Source organism: Ensifer aridi, from assembly GCF_002078505.1.
GTDB lineage: Bacteria > Pseudomonadota > Alphaproteobacteria > Rhizobiales > Rhizobiaceae > Sinorhizobium > Sinorhizobium aridi.
Genome location: NZ_LUAV01000012.1, coordinates 371097 through 389017, shown reverse-complemented (window position 1 = coordinate 389017; position 17921 = coordinate 371097). Strand labels below are relative to the sequence as shown.

The 17921-nt window shown below is 63.2% G+C and carries 19 protein-coding genes; 12 read left to right on the top strand and 7 right to left on the bottom strand.

Annotated elements, in window-relative coordinates:
- The first annotated feature begins 54 nt into the window (after positions 1–54).
- Positions 55–1800, top strand: coding sequence for an L-arabinonate dehydratase (gene araD, locus AYK65_RS11960; RefSeq protein ID WP_026618035.1), 1746 nt, complete (start codon positions 55–57; stop codon positions 1798–1800).
- Between the two features lie 193 nt (positions 1801–1993).
- Here the strand turns inward: araD and AYK65_RS11955 are convergent, their stop codons facing one another.
- The 3 genes from AYK65_RS11955 to AYK65_RS11945 are packed head-to-tail and all read right to left on the bottom strand — an operon-like array spanning position 1994 to position 5205.
- Complete coding sequence (locus tag AYK65_RS11955; protein ID WP_081158502.1) at positions 1994–2848, bottom strand: transglutaminase family protein; 855 nt, start codon at positions 2846–2848, stop codon at positions 1994–1996.
- Between the two features lie 16 nt (positions 2849–2864).
- Complete coding sequence (locus tag AYK65_RS11950; RefSeq protein WP_026618033.1) at positions 2865–3806, bottom strand: alpha-E domain-containing protein; 942 nt, start codon at positions 3804–3806, stop codon at positions 2865–2867.
- 4 nt (positions 3807–3810) lie between these two features.
- The gene (locus AYK65_RS11945) at positions 3811–5205 is read right to left on the bottom strand and encodes a circularly permuted type 2 ATP-grasp protein (protein ID WP_081158500.1); all 1395 of its coding nucleotides are present in this window, start codon (positions 5203–5205) and stop codon (positions 3811–3813) included.
- 342 nt (positions 5206–5547) lie between these two features.
- On the opposite strand from AYK65_RS11945, the gene AYK65_RS11940 reads away from it, so the two are divergent.
- The 3 genes from AYK65_RS11940 (at position 5548) to AYK65_RS11930 (ending at position 7622) form a co-directional block, all read left to right on the top strand.
- Positions 5548–6009 carry a GyrI-like domain-containing protein gene (locus AYK65_RS11940; RefSeq protein ID WP_026618031.1) on the top strand — a complete coding sequence of 154 codons (462 nt, stop codon included), beginning with the start codon at positions 5548–5550 and terminating at the stop codon, positions 6007–6009.
- Between the two features lie 104 nt (positions 6010–6113).
- The gene (locus AYK65_RS11935) at positions 6114–7034 is read left to right on the top strand and encodes a DMT family transporter (protein WP_046118574.1); all 921 of its coding nucleotides are present in this window, start codon (positions 6114–6116) and stop codon (positions 7032–7034) included.
- Positions 7035–7064: 30 nt separating this feature from the next.
- Positions 7065–7622: a cysteine hydrolase family protein gene (locus AYK65_RS11930; RefSeq protein ID WP_081158498.1), complete on the top strand. Its 558-nt coding sequence runs from the start codon at positions 7065–7067 to the stop codon at positions 7620–7622.
- A 158-nt stretch (positions 7623–7780) separates the two neighbouring features.
- Here the strand turns inward: AYK65_RS11930 and AYK65_RS11925 are convergent, their stop codons facing one another.
- The 3 genes from AYK65_RS11925 to AYK65_RS11915 form a co-directional block, all read right to left on the bottom strand.
- The gene (locus AYK65_RS11925; protein WP_081158496.1) at positions 7781–9283 is read right to left on the bottom strand and encodes a DEAD/DEAH box helicase; all 1503 of its coding nucleotides are present in this window, start codon (positions 9281–9283) and stop codon (positions 7781–7783) included.
- 298 nt (positions 9284–9581) lie between these two features.
- The gene (locus tag AYK65_RS11920) at positions 9582–10682 is read right to left on the bottom strand and encodes a DNA alkylation repair protein (protein ID WP_081158494.1); all 1101 of its coding nucleotides are present in this window, start codon (positions 10680–10682) and stop codon (positions 9582–9584) included.
- Between the two features lie 18 nt (positions 10683–10700).
- A complete protein-coding gene (locus AYK65_RS11915; protein ID WP_081158492.1) occupies positions 10701–11000 on the bottom strand; it encodes a hypothetical protein in 300 nt (99 codons plus the stop codon).
- An 85-nt stretch (positions 11001–11085) separates the two neighbouring features.
- On the opposite strand from AYK65_RS11915, the gene AYK65_RS11910 reads away from it, so the two are divergent.
- Both AYK65_RS11910 and AYK65_RS11900 read left to right on the top strand, forming a co-directional pair.
- Complete coding sequence (locus tag AYK65_RS11910) at positions 11086–11760, top strand: helix-turn-helix transcriptional regulator (RefSeq protein ID WP_026618026.1); 675 nt, start codon at positions 11086–11088, stop codon at positions 11758–11760.
- 323 nt (positions 11761–12083) lie between these two features.
- Positions 12084–12536, top strand: coding sequence for a host attachment protein (locus tag AYK65_RS11900; protein ID WP_026618025.1), 453 nt, complete (start codon positions 12084–12086; stop codon positions 12534–12536).
- A gap of 7 nt (positions 12537–12543) precedes the next feature.
- Here AYK65_RS11900 and mnmC2 read toward each other — a convergent pair whose 3' ends face one another.
- On the bottom strand, positions 12544–13263 hold the full coding sequence (gene mnmC2 / locus AYK65_RS11895; RefSeq protein ID WP_081158490.1) for a tRNA (5-methylaminomethyl-2-thiouridine)(34)-methyltransferase MnmC2: 720 nt from the start codon (positions 13261–13263) through the stop codon (positions 12544–12546).
- Between the two features lie 39 nt (positions 13264–13302).
- On the opposite strand from mnmC2, the gene AYK65_RS11890 reads away from it, so the two are divergent.
- From AYK65_RS11890 to uraH, 6 genes are all read left to right on the top strand, one after another.
- Complete coding sequence (locus AYK65_RS11890) at positions 13303–14433, top strand: NAD(P)/FAD-dependent oxidoreductase (protein ID WP_081158488.1); 1131 nt, start codon at positions 13303–13305, stop codon at positions 14431–14433.
- Positions 14434–14604: 171 nt separating this feature from the next.
- Positions 14605–15402 carry a DUF1045 domain-containing protein gene (locus tag AYK65_RS11885; RefSeq protein WP_081158486.1) on the top strand — a complete coding sequence of 266 codons (798 nt, stop codon included), beginning with the start codon at positions 14605–14607 and terminating at the stop codon, positions 15400–15402.
- A gap of 108 nt (positions 15403–15510) precedes the next feature.
- Positions 15511–16440, top strand: a complete 930-nt coding sequence (gene puuE / locus AYK65_RS11880) for an allantoinase PuuE (protein WP_046118582.1) — start codon at positions 15511–15513, stop codon at positions 16438–16440.
- Entirely contained in the window at positions 16440–16943 is a 504-nt protein-coding gene (gene uraD, locus AYK65_RS11875; protein ID WP_081158484.1) for a 2-oxo-4-hydroxy-4-carboxy-5-ureidoimidazoline decarboxylase, read from the top strand. Before puuE ends, uraD begins: the two co-directional genes overlap by 1 nt.
- A gap of 84 nt (positions 16944–17027) precedes the next feature.
- Complete coding sequence (locus AYK65_RS11870; RefSeq protein WP_046118584.1) at positions 17028–17540, top strand: ureidoglycolate lyase; 513 nt, start codon at positions 17028–17030, stop codon at positions 17538–17540.
- A complete protein-coding gene (gene uraH / locus AYK65_RS11865; protein WP_026618019.1) occupies positions 17537–17899 on the top strand; it encodes a hydroxyisourate hydrolase in 363 nt (120 codons plus the stop codon). The genes AYK65_RS11870 and uraH overlap by 4 nt, the downstream gene beginning before the upstream one ends.
- Positions 17900–17921 lie beyond the last annotated feature (22 nt).

Below are 17921 nucleotides of genomic sequence, written 5' to 3'. Positions count from 1 at the left end.
GCTCTAACGCCGACGTGCTCCCGCCCGGTTCCGCGGGCCTGAAGGAAGGAAGAGATGAAGAAGAAAGCTGAGTGGCCGCGCAAGCTCCGTTCGCAGGAATGGTTCGGCGGAACTGGCAAGAATGCCATCATGCACCGTTCCTGGATGAAGAACCAGGGGCTTCCCGCCGACACCTTCGACGGGCGGCCGATCATCGGCATCTGCAACACCTGGTCGGAACTCACCCCCTGCAACGCGCATCTGCGCGACCTTGCGGAGCGGGTGAAGCGCGGCGTCTACGAAGCCGGCGGCTTCCCGGTGGAATTCCCGGTCTTCTCAACCGGCGAGAGCACGCTGCGTCCGACGGCGATGATGTTCCGCAACCTTGCGGCGATGGATGTCGAAGAGGCGATCCGCGGCAATCCGGTCGACGGCGTGGTGCTGCTCGGCGGCTGCGACAAGACCACGCCCAGCCTTCTGATGGGCGCCGCGAGCGTGGACATTCCGGCGATCGTCGTCTCCGGCGGTCCGATGCTCAACGGCAAATGGCGCGGCAAGGACGTCGGGTCCGGCACCGCGATCTGGCAGTTCTCCGAAATGGTGAAATCCGGCGAGATGACGCTGGACGAGTTCATGGATGCGGAACAGGGCATGGCCCGCTCGGCGGGAAGCTGTATGACCATGGGCACGGCCTCGACCATGGCGTCGATGGCCGAAGCGCTCGGCATGACGCTCTCCGGTAACGCGGCCATCCCCGCCGTCGACGCTCGCCGCCGGGTGATTTCGCAGCTCACCGGCCGCCGCATCGTCGAGATGGTCAAGGAAGATCTGAAGCCTTCCGACATTCTAACCAAGCAGGCTTTTGAAAACGCGATCCGCGTCAACGGTGCGGTCGGCGGCTCGACCAACGCGGTGCTGCACCTGCTGGCGCTCGCAGGCCGCGTCGGCGTCAACCTGACACTCGACGATTGGGACAGACTCGGCCGTGACGTGCCGACGATCGTCAACCTGCAGCCCTCCGGGAAATATCTGATGGAGGAGTTCTATTATGCGGGCGGCCTGCCGGTGGTGATCAAGGCCGTTGCCGAGATGGGGCTCCTGCACAATGACGCGATCACGGTCAGCGGCGATACGATCTGGAACGACGTCAAGGGCGTCGTCAACTACAATGAAGACGTTATCCTGCCGCGCGAAAAGGCGCTGACGCAGTCGGGCGGCATTGCCGTGCTGCGCGGCAACCTCGCTCCGCGGGGCGCCGTTCTAAAGCCTTCCGCGGCGTCGCCTCGCCTGATGCAGCATAAAGGACGCGCGGTCGTCTTCGAGAGCATCGAGGACTACCACGCCCGCATCAATCGCGACGATCTCGACATCGACGAGAACTGCATCATGGTGCTGAAATATTGCGGCCCGAAGGGATATCCGGGCATGGCCGAGGTCGGCAATATGGGCCTGCCGCCGAAGGTCTTGAAGAAGGGCATCACCGACATGATCCGCATTTCGGATGCGCGCATGTCGGGCACCGCCTACGGCACCGTCATCCTCCACACGGCACCGGAAGCTGCCGAGGGCGGACCGTTGGCTCTCGTCGAGAACGGCGACCTGATCGAAGTCGATATCCCGAACCGTAAGCTGCACCTTCATGTGTCGGACGAGGAACTCGCCCGTCGCCGCGCGGCCTGGGTCTCGCCGGTCAAGCCGCTCACCGGCGGTTACGGCGGCCTCTACATCAAGACCGTCTTGCAGGCCGACACCGGCGCCGACCTCGACTTCCTAGTCGGGGCGCGCGGTGACCGCATCCCGATGGACCGGGACAGCCATTGAGTGAGGTGGCGGGGCGGTTGCTTGCCGCCTTGCTTCGAGATTTGCCCCCTCACCCTAACCCTCTCCCCGCAGGCGGGGAGAGGGGACTGAGTGGGCGCCGCAAATCCCCTTCGCCCCGCTTGCGGGGAGAAGGTGGCCGGCAGGCGGATGACGGGCAATACTGGCGGCGGACCGCCCATTTGCTGACCGACACTCACCGGCCCTGCGTCTGACTCTGGTCACCCGGGCTCTGGCTTTGCGCCTGCTGCTGTCCCTGCCGCTCCACCGTCACCGCCACCTTCAACGTCTCGCTGGCAACCCCGTGGACGAGCCCTGATACCGGCGCGGCATCGCGGTAGCAGAGGCCGTGGGCGATCCGGACATAGCGGTCGTCCGGGCAGATCTTGTTGGCGGGGTCGAAGCCGACCCAGCCGAGGCTGGGGATGTGCACGTCGGCCCAGGCGTGACTTGCGGTCTGCTCCGGATGGTCCTCCGTCATCAAATAGCCCGACACATAGCGGGCGGGCAGGCCGAGCGCGCGCGCGGCGGAAATCAGGATATGGGCATGGTCCTGGCATACGCCCTTGGCGCGCTCCAGCGCCTCCTCGGCGGTGGTCTGGACCTGTGTCTCGCCTGGCACGTATTTGACCGTTTCGTGAATGATCGCCATCAGCGAGTGCATGCGTTCGAGGTCGGTCCCGCCTTCGGCCGATTTCGCGAGCTCGCGGATCAACTTGCCGGCTTTGCTGAGTGGGGTCTCGCGCGCGTAGAGCCATAGCGGCACGTGGGACTGGTGCGGGCCGAGGACGCCGGCGCGGTCCTCCGTTTCCACCTCACCGCTCGCCTCTATGCGAAAGCTCTCCCGATCCCCGTCGATGCTGACGAGATGCGTGCGGTTGCCGAAGTGGTCGTCGTAGCCGACCTCGATGACGGCGCCTTCGACGAGTGTTCTCCAGTTCAAGACCGTCTGGCCGGGCTGGTTCGTCGGCGTCAGGCGCAGGCGCTGCAGCCCGTATTGTACCGGCTCGTCGTAACGGTATTCGGTCGCGTGGCTGATTTTCAGGTGCATTCTCTTCTCCTGAACCTCAGTGATAGAACCGGTAGCCGTCGGAGATCTCCTGCCCCAGACGGTTATTGTGGCTGATGAATTCCTCCAGATATTCGTGCAGGCCCTGATCCATGATGTCCTTGATCGAGCGGTTGCGGAGCGACGCGAGCGTCTCTTCAGCCGTCTCGTGGGCGGCGTGCCTTTCGCCGTATTCGCGCGCGAGATAACCCAGATTGGAGACGATCTTCTCGTAGCAATAGGCGAGCGAACGCGGCATGCGGCCGTTCGAGATCAGGAAGTCGGCGATGTTGGCGGGCTTGAGTTCGGCATCATAGACCCAGCCATAGGCTCGGTGTGCCGAGACCGAGCGCAGGATCGATTCCCACTGCACATTGTCCATCGACGATCCGACGGCGGAGACCGCTGGCAGCAGGACGTAATATTTGACGTCCAGGATGCGAGCTGTGTTATCGGCCCGCTCGATGAAGGTGCCGATGCGCGAGAAGTTGAAGATCTCGTTCCGCAGCATCGTTCCGTGAAAGGCGCCGCGGATGAGGCCCGCCCGGCGTTTGATGGCGTCGATGATTTCAGGCATGTCGGCGGGCCGCACCTTCTTGGCGAGCATCGCCTTCATCTCGATCCAGCATTCGTTGGTCGCCTCCCAGGTCTCCCGCGTCAGCGCCGTTCGGACCATGCGCGCATTGTGGCGGCCCGCGTCGATGCAGGACATGACGCTCGACGGGTTGGCGTGATCCCGCAGCAGGAAGTCGATGGCATCGCTGCTCGTCAGCGTGTCGTGCACCTCGTCGTAGAGCTCGCGCACGCCGGCGCTTTGCAGCACGCCGTCCCAGTCGTCCTCGGTCGCTTCGCTGCGGGTGAGCGACATTCGCAGGCCGGCGTCTATCAGTCGGGCGCCGTTTTCCGCGCGCTCGATATAGCGGAACATCCAGTAGAGGCCGTTCGCAGTTCTTCCCAACATGGCCTCAGTCCTCCAGTACCCAGGTATCCTTGGTCCCGCCGCCCTGACTGGAATTCACCACCAGGGAGCCTTCCTTGAGCGCGACGCGGGTAAGGCCGCCCGGAATGATCTGCACCTTGTCGGAGACGAGCACGTAGGGCCGCAAATCGACGTGGCGTGGCGCGATGCCCTTATTGACCAGGATGGGCACTGTCGAGAGCGACAATGTCGGCTGGGCGATATAATTGCCGGGCCGCTCCTTGAGCTTTTCGGCAAAGACGGCGCGCTCCTTCTTGTTCGCGGTCGGGCCGACCAGCATGCCGTAGCCGCCGGAGCCGTGCACTTCCTTGACGACGAGTTCCTCCAGATGTTCGAGTACGTATTTGAGGCTCTGCGGTTCCGAGCAGCGCCAGGTTGGCACGTTTTCGAGAAGCGGCTTACGACCGGTATAGAACTCGACGATCTCCGGCATGTAGGAGTAGATCGCCTTGTCGTCCGAGATACCGGTGCCGGGCGCATTGGCGATGGTGATGTTGCCGGCGCGATAGACATCCATGATGCCGGGAATGCCGAGGGCCGAATCCTGGCGGAAGGTAAGGGGATCGAGGAAATCGTCGTCGACCCGGCGATAAAGCACGTCGATCGCCTCGTAGCCTCGCGTCGTGCGCATCTTCACTTTGCCGTCGATGACGCGGAGATCCGAGCCTTCCACTAGTTCGACGCCCATCATGTCTGCGAGGAAAGCGTGCTCGTAGAAGGCGGAATTGTAGATGCCGGGCGTGAGAACGGCGACACGCGGCTTGCCGGCGCAACCGGGAGGTGCCAGCGACGACAAGCTCTGGCGGAGCAGATAGGGATAGTTTTCGACCGGCCGCACCCGGTTCTGATGGAAGAGTTCCGGGAACATCTGCATCATGGTTTCCCGGTTTTCCAGCATGTAGCTGACCCCGGAAGGCGTGCGGGCATTGTCTTCCAGCACGTAGAACTGGTCTTCGCCGGTGCGCACGATATCGGTGCCGACAATATGGGTGTAGACGCCGCCCGGCGGCCGGAAGCCGATCATCTGCGGCAGGAAGGCGTCGTTCTTCTCGATCAGTTCGCGTGGGATTCGGCCGGCGCGGATGATCTCCTGCTTGTGGTAGATGTCATCGAGGAAGGCGTTGAGCGCGATCACGCGCTGTTCGATGCCCTGGGCGAGGCGTCGCCATTCGCGGCCGGATATGATGCGGGGGATCAGGTCGAAGGGGATGAGCTTTTCGGAGGAGTCCGCGTGTCCGTAGACTGCGAAGGTGATACCGGTCTTGCGGAAGATGTTCTCGGCTTCTTTCGATTTCGCTATGAGCCGGTTTCGGTCCTGACTGGCATACCATTGATGATAGGTCGAATATGGCTGGCGCGGGCTGCTGTCCGCATTCATCATTTCGTCAAATGCCAAAAGCGTGGTCCCCTTATTTTTGACCATTTGAGTACAACGCCGAGTGCAATGCAAGAAGCGTGCACGTTCGCCGCTCAAGAATCTTCGAATTGTCTTGAGACGATTTGAGGCGCCTTCACTGCATGTCGCTGCGCCGGAATTCGTTGCCACTCACGCCTAGTTTCGGCACGAACCCCGGGCTCTTTCCAGAAAATGGGCAGATGCTTGAAATTTGAGCGGTGCGGCGGGAGCGCTTCCATGCTCGCCTGCCTTGCCGACCCTTCGCAAAGGCGCATAATCGCCGCGATCGGCCAGAATAGGCACGACCTGCAACGTCGGGGAGGGTCGATGGAGGCAATTTACGAGATCGTGGAACGGCCGGCGCAACGGATCACCGGCCGGTTATGGGAGGGCACGTTCGTCGAAGCGGCGGACGGCGCCATTCATCGGCTGATCGCGGAGACGCAGGAGCATCGCCGGCGCACCCATCCGCGCGACCATGCCGCCCTCATCGGCCTTTCCTGGAACGTGCGATCGGAGGGCTTCAGCTATCTCGTCGGCTATGTCGGGGAAGATCGCGCAACCTTCGCTGAGCCCGACCATATGGATCTGCCAGCCATGCGCTTCGTGACGACGATGCACCACCCGGAGGGCGGGGACGTCTTCGTCCAGTACCAAAGGATGTTCGATTGGATCGCGGCTGAGGGGCATATCGTCGACACGAGCTGTCTGCACTATCGCGAGGAATACGAGGCCGGCTTCGTCTCCCCGTCCGCCTCCTCGCTTCGCCTGATGATTCCGATTCGTTGATCACAGCCATCAGAAAAATTGCTTTGACGGGGAGCACCACCCGCTCTATCGCCCAGTCAGCGATCCTGCGCGGTCACTCTCCGTATCTTTAGGAACATCCGACAATGCTCGCTCGCCTGGCCCCCGCCATCTTTGTGCTGCTCTGGTCGACGGGATGGGTCGTGGCGAAATACGCGGCATTCTTCGCCGATCCGCTGACTTTCCTCGCGCTGCGCTACAGTTTCGCCATCCTGCTCTTCATCGGCTTCTGTGCGGCGACCGGGGCGCGCTGGCCGAGTTCCTTGACCGTTGTCGGCCATGCGGTCGTGTCCGGCATTTTCCTTCACGGCCTCTATCTCGGCGCCGTGTGGTGGGCGATCGGGGAGGGTGTGCCCGCGGCGATCTCCGGCATCATCGCCGGGCTGCAACCCTTGATGACGGCGGCGGTTGCGCCTTTCTTGATCGGCGAAAATCTGAGCGGCCGCCAGAAACTGGGGCTGGTGCTCGGCTTTCTCGGCATAACGCTCGCCGTATTGCCGAAGATGCTGGCGATCGATGCGGCTGCGACACCAATCCATCTGCTGCCGGTAGCGATCAATGTGCTCGGCATGGCGGCCGTGACCTATGGCACGCTCTATCAGAAGCGGCATCTTCAGAATGGCGACATTCGGGCGATCGCGACGCTGCAATATGTCGGAGCTCTGATCGTCACCATTCCCCTGGCTTTGATACTGGAGGACCTGCGCGTGACATGGAATCTTCAGCTCGTAGCGGCGCTTGCCTGGTCGGTGCTCGGCCTGTCCATGGGGGCGATCGCGCTTCTGCTTTATCTCATCCGCCGGGGGCAGGTCTCCCGCGCCGCTTCGCTCATCTATCTGGTGCCGCCGCTCGCGGCCGTTCAGGCAGCGCTCTTCTTCGGTGAAGCACTGACCCTGCCGATGATCGTCGGCACGATTATCGCCGTGCTGGGCGTCTATCTCACCAATCGCAAGGCCGACAACCCGTCGCCGACCGGCGACCGCGCAGCCAAGGCAACCGTGGCCTAACAGAAGTACATTCTCGGAGCTTCAATCGGAATGAGCAAAGCACTACTGATAATCGACGTGCAAAACGCGATTCTTTCGGGAAAAGGCACGCCGGAGCGGCAGCCGCATATCGATGCGGCGCTGAATGAGACGGTGGCGCGCTTGCGCGGCCTTCAACAGGAGGCTCGGCTTGCCGGAGTTCCGGTGGTGCTCGTGCAGCATGACGGCACTCCGGAGCACCGTTTGGCTATCGGGACCCACGGCTGGGCCATTCGCCACGAAATCGCACCGCGGGAGAACGACGTCGTCGTGCACAAGAAAAGCTGCGACTCTTTCTTCGAGACGGATCTTTCCGAGCGCCTTAAGGACCGGTCCATAACACATCTGGTCGTCGGCGGTTGCATGTCGCAGTTCTGTGTCGACACGACCGTGAGGCGGGCGGTTTCGCTTGGATATGACGTGACGCTCGTCGCGGATGGCCATATGACGTCGGATTCAGGAAGCCTTACGTTTCCCGAGATCGTCGCACATCACAATGAAACACTCGACGGTTTCGATGCGGGCATGGCGAAAGTGGAGGTTCTGGCCGCTGCCGAGATAACGTTCTGAAAGCCGCGCAACCAGACTGATCGCAGATGAATTCCGCGATCGAAGCGCTTCACGTTGAAAACGAATTCATGCGGCGCGCGCTGTAAGCCTTTATTCGTGCACATCCGCCCCAAAAGCACTGCGGGCTCTTGGGGCGATGTTTCGCAAACCGTTTTGCGTCAGCCCTGGCGGCCGCGCTTTTCGGTGCGGCGCATCCCCTGACCGCCTTCCCGGCGGTTTCCGGGTTCACCGGCGCTGCGGCGCGGGTCGCCATGCTTCGCTCCCGGACGGCCGTGATGCGTGCGGTTTTCGTGATTGCGGTTGCCTTCCGCCCGGCCGTCGTGGTGGCCGTGGCCGGTCGAACGGTGATCACGGCGCTCGTGCGGGCGGTCATCGCGCAGCAGCTCGTCGCCGGCAAAGCCGCCGGTCACCGCCGATTCGCGCGCCGGCCGCTTGCCGCGCTGGCCGCCGTCCTGACGCTGACCGCCGTTGCCGCGATGCTGGCCGTTGCCGCGACCGCCGCGGCCTTTGGATGGACGAGCCTGGTCAGCCGGTGCCTCACCGCTTGCAACCGCGATCTTTATGCCCATGAGCTTTTCGATGTCGCGGAGCAGCCGGATTTCATCCGGCGAGCAGAAGGCGATCGCAATGCCGTCCCGACCGTTGCGCGCCGTGCGGCCGATGCGGTGGACATAGGCATCCGGCACTTCCGGCAGGTCATAGTTATAGACATGGGTGACGCCGGGAATGTCGATGCCGCGGGCGGCGACGTCCGTTGCCACGAGCACGCGGATCTCGCCGTCGCGGAAGGCCTTCAGCGCGCGCTCGCGTTGGCCCTGGCTCTTGTTGCCATGGATGGACGCGGCCTTGAAGCCGACCTGGTCGAGATGCTTCATAAGCTTCTCGGCGCCGTGCTTCGTGCGGCTGAAGACCAGCGACAGGCCGTCGGGGTTCGCGGTCAGCGACTGCTTGAGGATCGTCGTCTTCAGGTCCTTGCCGGGGACGAAGTGGACATATTGCTCGACTTTATCGGCGGCCTTGCCCGGAGGCGTGACCTCGACCTTGACCGGATCAGTGAGATACTCGCCGGCGAGCTCTGCGATCAGCTTCGGCATCGTTGCGGAGAAGAGCAGCGTCTGACGGTTCTTCGGCACGAGCTTCGAGATCTTGCGGAGGTCATGGATGAAGCCGAGGTCGAGCATCTGGTCGGCCTCGTCGAGGACGAGATAGCGCCCTTGGGTCAGCGTCACGGCCTTGCGGGCGACGAGGTCGAGCAGGCGGCCCGGCGTGGCGACGAGAATGTCGACGCCGCGGGCGAGTTGCTCGGTCTGCTTGTTGATCGAGACGCCGCCGACCACGATGCCGACCTTGAGCGGGGTCTTGTGCACGAAGAGCCTGAGATTGGCCGCGATCTGGTTGACGAGTTCACGCGTCGGCGCAAGCACGAGGGCGCGGATGTTGCGCGGATCGGGGCGCTTGCCGTCGGCGACGAGCTTCTCGATCATCGGCAGGCCGAAAGCTGCCGTCTTGCCTGTGCCCGTCTGGGCAAGGCCGATAAGGTCGTGGCCCTTAAGGACCAGCGGAATGGCTTGCGCCTGGATCGGCGTCGGCTTTTCGAAACCATTGACGGAGAGGGTCGCAAGGATCTGCTCGGAGAGGCCGAGCGCCTTAAAATTGGACAATGGGTATACCTTTCGGGGCGCCAAACGCTCGCGCCGGAACCGCATCTTGCTGTTCCGGTGTCGTCTGGCGTCAAGAACCCCGCGTGAATTGGGAACTTGTGGGTTAAAGAGAAATCGTCAAGCGCCTGTGCTGCCGCAACTCGCGGCGGATGTATCGCGCTTTTCCTTCTTCACGGCTTGAAAGTGGTTGCCGAGGGCGCGCTCACGCGGCGGCCGGAAGGTGACGCGAGCTTTAGATCGTTGTTTTGGTCCGGAAAGTCAAGCTACATCTTTCGCAGGTGCGAAATCGGTCCGTGACTTACGCGATGGAAAGCTCGAAATCCGCGTCGGCGGCCGGCTCGCCGTTGATGAGGACAACGACCCGGTGGGCGCCGCCATAATAGCGCCGCGTAGTGATCGGCCGCATGGGATGGCGCTTTTCGAACGCGACGGCCGCGCCCGGTTGGAGCGTTGCCGTCGTCCATTTGAACACTTTCGGCGACGTGCTGCCGTTTGCCTTTCGGTGATGCACGGCGTAGTCGATCATGACCTGCTGCTTTGCGCGATTTTCATTGCGCAGCGTCAGACCGAAGACGAGATGGCCGCCGAAGCGGACAATCGGTGTGGCAAGCGAAAGACCGGTCTTTATGCCGGAGGGCGGCCGGAAGCCGAAATTGGCGAGCGCAGCGCGATGCCCTTGCTTCAGGAGCGTGCGGGAGGCATGCCGCAGCAGCCGAAGCCGCTGCGGCGTCGCCCCGTCGATGTTCTCGGCGACGAAATCCGCCACGAGTTCGGGATGATCCTTGCCGATGTCGTTGAGATTATTGGCGACGGAGCGACGCACATAGTCCTCTGGATCGTCGAGGAGCGCGGTGATGATCGGAAGGATCGGTCGCGGATCGCGGACGAGCTTCGGCAGCCGCATCGCCCATGGCAGACGCGGGCGCGTACCCTCGCTGGCAAGTCGGCGGACGTGATGGTTGCTGTCCTCGACCCAGCCGTAAATCGTTGCGAGCGCGCGGTCCTGGTCCTGGTGGATGAAGGGGCGGATCGCAAACTCGCCGGTGAAATGCGGCGTCAGGCAGTGGAGGAGGCTCAGCGAAAGATCGAAGTCCTCAAGCCCGCGCACAGCGATGAACTGGCTCACGGGTAAAAGCGCCCAGCCGGTGAGGCCAGGCTCATTGCCGTTCGGAAGGATCGCTCCAAGCAACGCAGCCGCCGCGGCGAAGTCTGCCGGCAGCGTCTCAACAAGCGCATCCCGGATTTGCAGGGACCGCTGCATGAGCTCCAGCGATTGAAGCCCGTTCCCCGCCAGCGCGACGAAACCGTCGCGATCGAAAGCCGAGCCATGCAGGGCGAGATGATCGGCGATATCGAGCACGACGCCGGGATGCAGAAGATTCTTCAGTGGTTCGGCCATGAAAGGCTCCAGCTTAGCTCAAATCTGCTGCTCGGTTTGGAAATGCTGCATCAGCTGAACCGAGCTGATCGCCGCCATGTAAGGGGCGAACTCCGGATCCGTCATGACGCGTTTGCCGGTCGCCTGCGCCGCGTCTAGGTTTTCCCATTCGACGAGATCGGCGAGCATATCGGCCGTTTCGCAGGCCGTTACCGCACGCCAGGAGACGAAGCCGGGATAGCGGGCGACCGCCTGCATGGCCTGCCTGCGCGCCGCAAGCGCCTGCTCCTTGTCCGCCACGGTGCAAACGGCGAGTTCGAGAACATGTTCAGTCGTCATCGGTGTCTCCCTCTTGAATACCGCTTGACTAAATCACACTCCAACTGCCAGCCTTATGGCCATAATCTCGCAAACGGGAAACGCCATGCGGCCCGCCGACCGACTGTTTCGCATCATCCAGCTCATGCGCGCCACGGGCCGTGCGATGACGGCGCGCGAGATCGCCGAGAGAATGGAGGTCGCGCCCCGCACGATCTATCGCGACATGCAACATCTGATCGCTTCGGGTGCGCCGATCGATGGCGAGCGCGGCGTCGGCTATCTGCTGCGCGAGGCCTTCGATGCGCCACCGCTCGCCTTCACCTTCGAGCAACTCGAGGCGCTGGCCTTTGGCGTGCGCGCCGTGCAGATGCTCGGCGACAGGCGGCTGGCGCAGGCGGCGCGCGAGGCGATGGAAAAGATCGGGCAGGGTTTGCCCCCCGAGCATGCGAAGAAATTGAGAAGCGCGCCGCTTCGCGCCTTTCGCTCGGCGCTCCAGCCCGAGCCGCCGGGGCTGCTTGGCAATATCCGTGCGGCAATCGCCGATGAGCGGAAGCTTCACATCACATATGAAAGCCTTGCAGAAGACACGTCCGAGCGTACAATTTGGCCGCTCGGTCTCAGCATTTTCGGGCACAATTGGCTGCTGACGGCCTGGTGCGAATTGCGCCAGGACTTCCGCGACTTCCGGGTCGACAGGATCGTTTCGCTCAAGGTTCAGCGCGAGCGGTACGAGCCGGCGCCGGAACGCAGTTTCGATGCCTATCTTGCCCGAATCTAGGCTGCACCGGCTGATTGCGGACGCAGGAGACTGGCGGTGCGAAGGAACCTCACGCGGCCTTTGTCGTTCTGACTAATGCATGTCGCCCGAAACTGTGCAGCGGTATTGGGACGACATGCACAAAAACAAAGACCTAAAGCGCGTCGCATGAATTTCGATTGAAGGCGACGCGCTCTACTGCATGTCTCCTTAAATCGACCTCGATTTAAAGACAAAGACATGCAGCAATTCAAAGTGCTACAGCGCCCTTTGCGCCTCTGATAAGACGCGCGGCGCTGTAGTGAACCGTCGCCCACCTATCCTGCAAACACGGGGGAAAAATAGTGCGGAACCGGATTTGGATACTGGCAGCCGATGGAAACACGGCGCGCATCGTCAAAGACGTCAACTTGCTGAAGGACGGACGCCAGCAGCCGGAAGTGGAGATGTTCCAGATCGAAACCAAACGTCGCCAGGACATCATGGCCGACAAACCGGGCCGCAGCCATTCGTCGGTCGGTCACGGCCGCTCGGCGATGGAATACAGCAGCGATCCGGTGCGCGAGGAGCAGCATCGCTTTGCCATGGAGATTGCCGGGAAACTCGACCACTATGCGCATGAGCATGCCTTCGAGAATCTCGTGATCTGCGCTGCGCCGAGGACGCTGGGCGATCTCAGAAAGCTGCTCTCGCACCAGGTCAAGGAAAGAACTCTCGCCGAGATTGATCGGAATTGCGTCGCGGTGCCGACCGACCAATTGATCGCGACCGTGAAGTCCGTGGTCTTCCCTGGATAGGCGAGCCTCAAGCATTGTCGCCGCGCAGCATCTCACGCTTGCCGGCAAAACCTGGTCGGCGTTCGACGAGGAAGCCCGCGCGCACGAGATTGCGGCGCACGAACCCGGCTGCGGCGTAGGTTGCGAAGGTGCCGCCCGCCGCGGTCTTGTCGAAGACGAGCTGCATCAATTCCGGCGACCACATGTCCGGATTTCGCGACGGCGCGAAGCCGTCGAGATACCACGCATGGAAGCGTTCGGGAGAGGCGGCGACGCCCTCGAGCGCGGGCCCGCAGACCACGGTCAGCCGCACCTTGTCGGAAAAATCGATTTCGACACGCTCTTTCGGCGTTTCCGGCCAGTTCGCGACAAGGGCCCGCCGCTCACACTCGATCTCGGGCCAATGGGAAAGCGCCCGGTCTATTTCGGCCGCCTCCATCGGAAAGCGTTCGAAGGAAACGAAGTGTAGGTGGCCACCGCTGGAGCCTATCCCATTCCACTGCCGCCAGGTCTCACAGAAATTGAGACCGGTGCCGAAGCCGAGCTCGCCGATGGTGAAGGCGCCGCCGGCCCGCCAGCGCTCCGGCAGTCCGTTGCCGGCAAGAAAGACATGGCCGCACTCGAGCCGCCCGTCGGTGCGGCAATAAAAGTGGTCGCCAAATTCCTTTGAGTAGGGCATATCGCCGTCATGCCATTCGAGGCTTTGCCGCGATGGCGGATGGCTCTGTCGGAGATCGCTGCCTGTCATGGCAATGCCGATAGTCCTCCGACCCGAGAAGGTCAATCGATGAGCGAAGTTTTGATCGTAGGCGGCGGCATCATGGGTCTGTGGGCCGCCATGATGGCCGGGCGAGCCGGTATCGAAACGCGCCTGCTCGAGCGCCGCCAGATCGGCGCTGGCGCGAGCGGCGGGCTCCTCGGCGCGCTGATGCCACACATGCCCGATCGCTGGAATGCCAAGAAGCAGTTCCAGTTCGACGCTCTCGTCTCGCTCGAGGGCGAGATCGCCGCGCTGGAAGCGGCGACGGGTCTTTCGGCCGGCTATTGCCGCTGCGGTCGGATCATGCCGCTCGGCAGGCCGCATCTGCGCGACATCGCGCTAGGCCACGAGCAGGACGCGGCGCGACATTGGACTGCCGGCGAGCGGCGGTTCCACTGGCACGTCCGCGAAGCCGATGCCGGGGACTGGCCGGCCGCCGACGCGGCGCCCTTCGGCATCGTTCACGATGCGCTCGCGGCGCGGGTGGCGCCGCGCAGCCTGCTTAAGGCGCTCCGAGCGGCGCTCGACCAATTTCCCCATGTCCGGATCGAGGAGGAGGCGGAGGTCACAGCGGTCGATCCGGCGCGCGGCCGGCTTCTGCTCGCGGACGGGCGGGCGTTGACCTTCGGTAGCTGCATCATCGCAGCCGGTGTCGAGAGCTTCACCTTGGTCGACCGGCTGACGGAGCGGCGCAGCGCGCCGAGCGGCGGCGCCGTTAAGGGGCAGGCTGCCCTGCTCAGAGCCGCAGTCGATCCGGCATCGCCGATCATCTTCACCGATGGGCTCTACATCGTCGCTCATGAAGACGGTCACGTTGCCGTCGGCAGCACCAGCGAGAACCACTTCGTCGAGCCGCCGTCCACCGACGCGCAACTGGATGCGCTGATCGAGCGGGCGGCTGCCCTGGCGCCCGCCCTGCGCGGCGCCCCGGTGATCGAGCGCTGGGCGGGCCTGCGGCCGAAGGCCACGGGCCGGGAACCCATGGTGGGCCGCCATCCCGACCACGGAAAACTGTTTGTGCTGACGGGCGGGTTCAAGGTCAGCTTCGCCATCGCGCATGTTCTGGCGCGCGCCGTCATCGACGAGATCGCCGGCCGAGCGACGGCCGCTTTGCCGGAAACGTTCCGCTGCGCGCATCACATCGCGGCGCTGCGGTAAGTTGAAGGGCGGACCAACTGCCGGTTCACGACCACGCTATAGGCAGCGAACTTCGTCAATCTGTCACGCAAATCACTTAACACGCGCCCCATAGATCACGATGACTTCGAGCGGGATGCGGGCGGAACGCCACGCCCACGATCACGCTCAGGTCGGACCGGAGCATGCGCGATGCGCTACGCAATCTGTTTTACCCCGCCGATGGGAGACCCGCTGTCGGCCGCCGCCGCCAGTTGGCTCGGCCGCAGCGTCTATTCCGGCGAGCCGGTGGAGTTGCCGGCCTTGGCCGGCCTTGCGGTCTCGGAGGTTGCGTTTCACACGGCCGTGCCGCGCCGCTTCGGCTTTCATGCAATGATCATGGCGCCTTTCCGCCTCGCCCCGGACATGGATGAAGCTCAGCTCCTCAAGGCGCTGATGCTCTTTACGAGCGCGGAGGCGCCGTTCGAGATCGAGCGGATGGAGGTGGCGCGCCTCAGCCAGTGCTTCGGGCTGGTGCCGGCAGTGCCGAGCCAGGCGATGCATCTGCTTGCCGCCCGTGTGGTGCAGGCGTTCGACAGGTTTCGCGCGCCGCTTGGCGAAGACGAGATCGAGCGCGCCGACCCCGACCGATTGACCGCACCGCAGTTCACCAACCTGCATCGGTGGGGCGACCCTTACGTGATGGACGAATATCGTTTCCACATGAAGCTCACCGGTCCTCTGAATGCCGATGTCGGCCGGCGGCTGGAGCCTGCACTGCGGGGTCTTTTCGAACCGCTTCTGAGCGGCCCGCTCAGGATCGAAAGCCTCGCTCTCTTCGTCGAGCCGGAGACGGGGGCACCGATGCGCGTGCATTCGCAGCATCCGCTCGGCAAGATTTCCGCCCGCCCGCGTGGCGACAAGACGAGACGGTTCACGGAGGTTCCCCCGGCTCAGGGCGATGCTGTGAGGCCATCGCTACTTGCCGCCGCCCTGCGGGCCGGGCGCTAGAGCAAGGCTCGTTCGAACTGTGATCTAAGCGTCGTTTCCCATTGTCACTTTCATCTCGACAATCCGGTGCGCGGTGCTACCGTTCCGGAAGAATCGAAGGGTGAGTTGATGATCGAGAATTCCTATCCCCGCGATCTCGTCGGCTATGGACGCACGCCGCCCGAGGTGCGCTGGCCCGGCGGTGCGAACATAGCCGTGCAATTCGTTCTGAATTACGAAGAGGGCGGGGAGAGTTGCATTCTCGACGGGGATCCGGCATCGGAGTGCCTGCTGTCCGAGATCGTCGGTGCTCAGCCTTGGGCAGGACAGCGCAACCTCAATATGGAGTCGATCTACGAATATGGCGCGCGCGCCGGTTTCTGGCGTTTGTGGCGTATGTTCACGAGCCGCGACGTGACGCTGACGGTCTATGGTGTGACGCTCGCCATGGCGCGCAACCCGGAGGCGGTTGCCGCGATGAAGGAGGCGGGCTGGGAGATCGCCAGCCACGGCCTACGCTGGCTAGAATACAAGGACTTTCCGGAAGAGGTGGAGCGGCAGCATATCCGCGAGGTGGTGGCGCTGCACACGGAACTCACGGGCGAGCGGCCGCTCGGCATTTATCAGGGCAAGCCCTCCGCCAACACGCTGAAGCTTGTCCTGGAGGAGGGCGGTTTTCTCTATTCCTGCGACTCCTACGCGGACGAGCTTCCCTACTGGGTACCGGGGCTGACGCCCGAGAAGCCGCATCTCATCATCCCCTACACGCTCGACGCCAACGACATGCGGTTTGCCACCAGTCAGGGTTTCAACTCGGGCGACCAGTTCTTCACCTATCTCAAGGACACCTTCGACGTGCTCTATGCGGAGGGCAAGGACGGCAGCCCGAAGATGATGAATGTCGGCCTGCATTGCCGTATCGTCGGCCGGCCCGGCCGCGCAGCGGCACTCGCCCGATTCATTGATTACGTCAAATCGCACGAGAAGGTCTGGGTGCCGCGCCGCATCGACATCGCGCGCCACTGGTACGAGCATCACAAGCCCGAAGGGATGCGCTGATGTCCGAGCGCGACGATTTCGTCCGTCGCTTCGGCGGCGTCTTCGAGCATTCGGCCTGGGTGGCGGCGCGAGCCTTCGATCGCGCGGCCTCCGCAGGGTTGACTGCGGGCAACGTGCACTCGGCGCTCTGCAACGCGTTTCGCGCGGCGTCTCCCGCCGAGCGACTGGCGGTCTTGAGAGCCCATCCGGATCTTGCCGGCAAGCTGGCGGTCGCCGGGGAACTCACAGCCGATTCGCGCGCCGAGCAGGCGTCGGCCGGCCTCGATAGGCTATCTCCGGAAGAGCATGCGCGGTTCACCCGACTGAATGCAGCCTACACGAAGAAATTCGGCTTCCCTTTCATCATTGCGGTCAAGGGATTGACGAAGGAAGACATTCTCGCAGCTTTCGAGCGGCGCATTGACAATTCCGCGGAAGAGGAATTTGAAACCGCCTGTGCCGAGGTGGAGAAGATCGCCCGCCTGCGGCTCAGTTCGATGCTTCCGGGAGAAGAAAATGCCTGACGCCGTTCCTGACCGTCCTATCAGCACGGCGGCCACGCCTGCGCATCTCGGCGTCGGAAGGCAGAGAACTGGAATTGCTGCCTGATGTCGCGCCTGCTTTCGATCGAGCCTCTGACGAAGGAGGCTTTCGCTCCGTTCGGCAGCGTCATCGAAACCGAACCCACCGCGATGCGCTTCATCAACGGCGGCAACACGGAACGATATCACGCACTTGCCCGGGTCGATGTGGCGGGCGAGGGTTCCGCGGTCATCATCAACATCTTCCGTGGTCAGCCGCGAATCTTTCCCTATGCCGTTACGATGATGGAGCGCCATCCGCTCGGTAGCCAAAGCTTTTCGCCGCTCAGTGATCGGCCCTGGCTGGTGGTGGTCGCCGCCGATGAAGGCGGGCAGCCCGGCCGGCCGCGGGTCTTCCTGGCATCGGGCCGGCAAGGGGTGAATTACGGCCGCAATGTCTGGCACCATCCGCTGATGTCGATCGGCGCCGCCAGCGAGTTCATCGTCGTCGACCGTGAGGGTCCGGGCAACAATCTCGAAGAGTTCTTCTACGAAGAGTCCTTCCTCATTCCCGATCCGCTGAAGGGGCAGACGCCATGAGCAAGACCGGCCGCCTGACGACTCACGTCCTCGACACCGCGCTCGGCAAGCCGGCCGAGGGCTTGAGGATCGATCTCTTTTGGCTGGAGGGCGAAGAGCGGAGACTGATCCGCACGGTCCACACCAACAGCGATGGGCGCGTCGACGGACCGCTGGTCGAGGGTACCGATTTCACGGCCGGCACTTATGAATTGCTCTTCCATGCCGGCGACTATCTCAGGGCAAAGGGGGTCGCGCTTCCGGACCCCGCCTTCCTCGATCTCATTCCCCTGCGTTTCGGCATCGCCGATCCCGGCAGCCATTATCATGTGCCGCTGCTGCTCTCGCCTTACGGCTACTCCACCTACCGCGGCAGTTGAGACTACAGCGCCGTGCGTCTTT

Coding starts and splice junctions, on each gene's coding strand:
- AYK65_RS11935 (WP_046118574.1), top strand. CDS start 6,114: ATGCTCGCTCGCCTGGCCCCCGCCATCTTTGTGCTGCTCTGGTCGACG.
- AYK65_RS11885 (WP_081158486.1), top strand. CDS start 14,605: ATGCGCTACGCAATCTGTTTTACCCCGCCGATGGGAGACCCGCTGTCG.
- puuE (WP_046118582.1), top strand. CDS start 15,511: ATGATCGAGAATTCCTATCCCCGCGATCTCGTCGGCTATGGACGCACG.
- AYK65_RS11950 (WP_026618033.1), bottom strand. CDS start 3,806: ATGTTGGGAAGAACTGCGAACGGCCTCTACTGGATGTTCCGCTATATC.
- araD (WP_026618035.1), top strand. CDS start 55: ATGAAGAAGAAAGCTGAGTGGCCGCGCAAGCTCCGTTCGCAGGAATGG.
- AYK65_RS11915 (WP_081158492.1), bottom strand. CDS start 11,000: ATGACGACTGAACATGTTCTCGAACTCGCCGTTTGCACCGTGGCGGAC.
- AYK65_RS11890 (WP_081158488.1), top strand. CDS start 13,303: ATGAGCGAAGTTTTGATCGTAGGCGGCGGCATCATGGGTCTGTGGGCC.
- AYK65_RS11955 (WP_081158502.1), bottom strand. CDS start 2,848: ATGCACCTGAAAATCAGCCACGCGACCGAATACCGTTACGACGAGCCG.
- AYK65_RS11930 (WP_081158498.1), top strand. CDS start 7,065: ATGAGCAAAGCACTACTGATAATCGACGTGCAAAACGCGATTCTTTCG.
- AYK65_RS11945 (WP_081158500.1), bottom strand. CDS start 5,205: ATGATGAATGCGGACAGCAGCCCGCGCCAGCCATATTCGACCTATCAT.
- AYK65_RS11920 (WP_081158494.1), bottom strand. CDS start 10,682: ATGGCCGAACCACTGAAGAATCTTCTGCATCCCGGCGTCGTGCTCGAT.
- uraH (WP_026618019.1), top strand. CDS start 17,537: ATGAGCAAGACCGGCCGCCTGACGACTCACGTCCTCGACACCGCGCTC.
- AYK65_RS11940 (WP_026618031.1), top strand. CDS start 5,548: ATGGAGGCAATTTACGAGATCGTGGAACGGCCGGCGCAACGGATCACC.
- AYK65_RS11910 (WP_026618026.1), top strand. CDS start 11,086: ATGCGGCCCGCCGACCGACTGTTTCGCATCATCCAGCTCATGCGCGCC.
- uraD (WP_081158484.1), top strand. CDS start 16,440: ATGTCCGAGCGCGACGATTTCGTCCGTCGCTTCGGCGGCGTCTTCGAG.
- AYK65_RS11870 (WP_046118584.1), top strand. CDS start 17,028: ATGTCGCGCCTGCTTTCGATCGAGCCTCTGACGAAGGAGGCTTTCGCT.
- mnmC2 (WP_081158490.1), bottom strand. CDS start 13,263: ATGACAGGCAGCGATCTCCGACAGAGCCATCCGCCATCGCGGCAAAGC.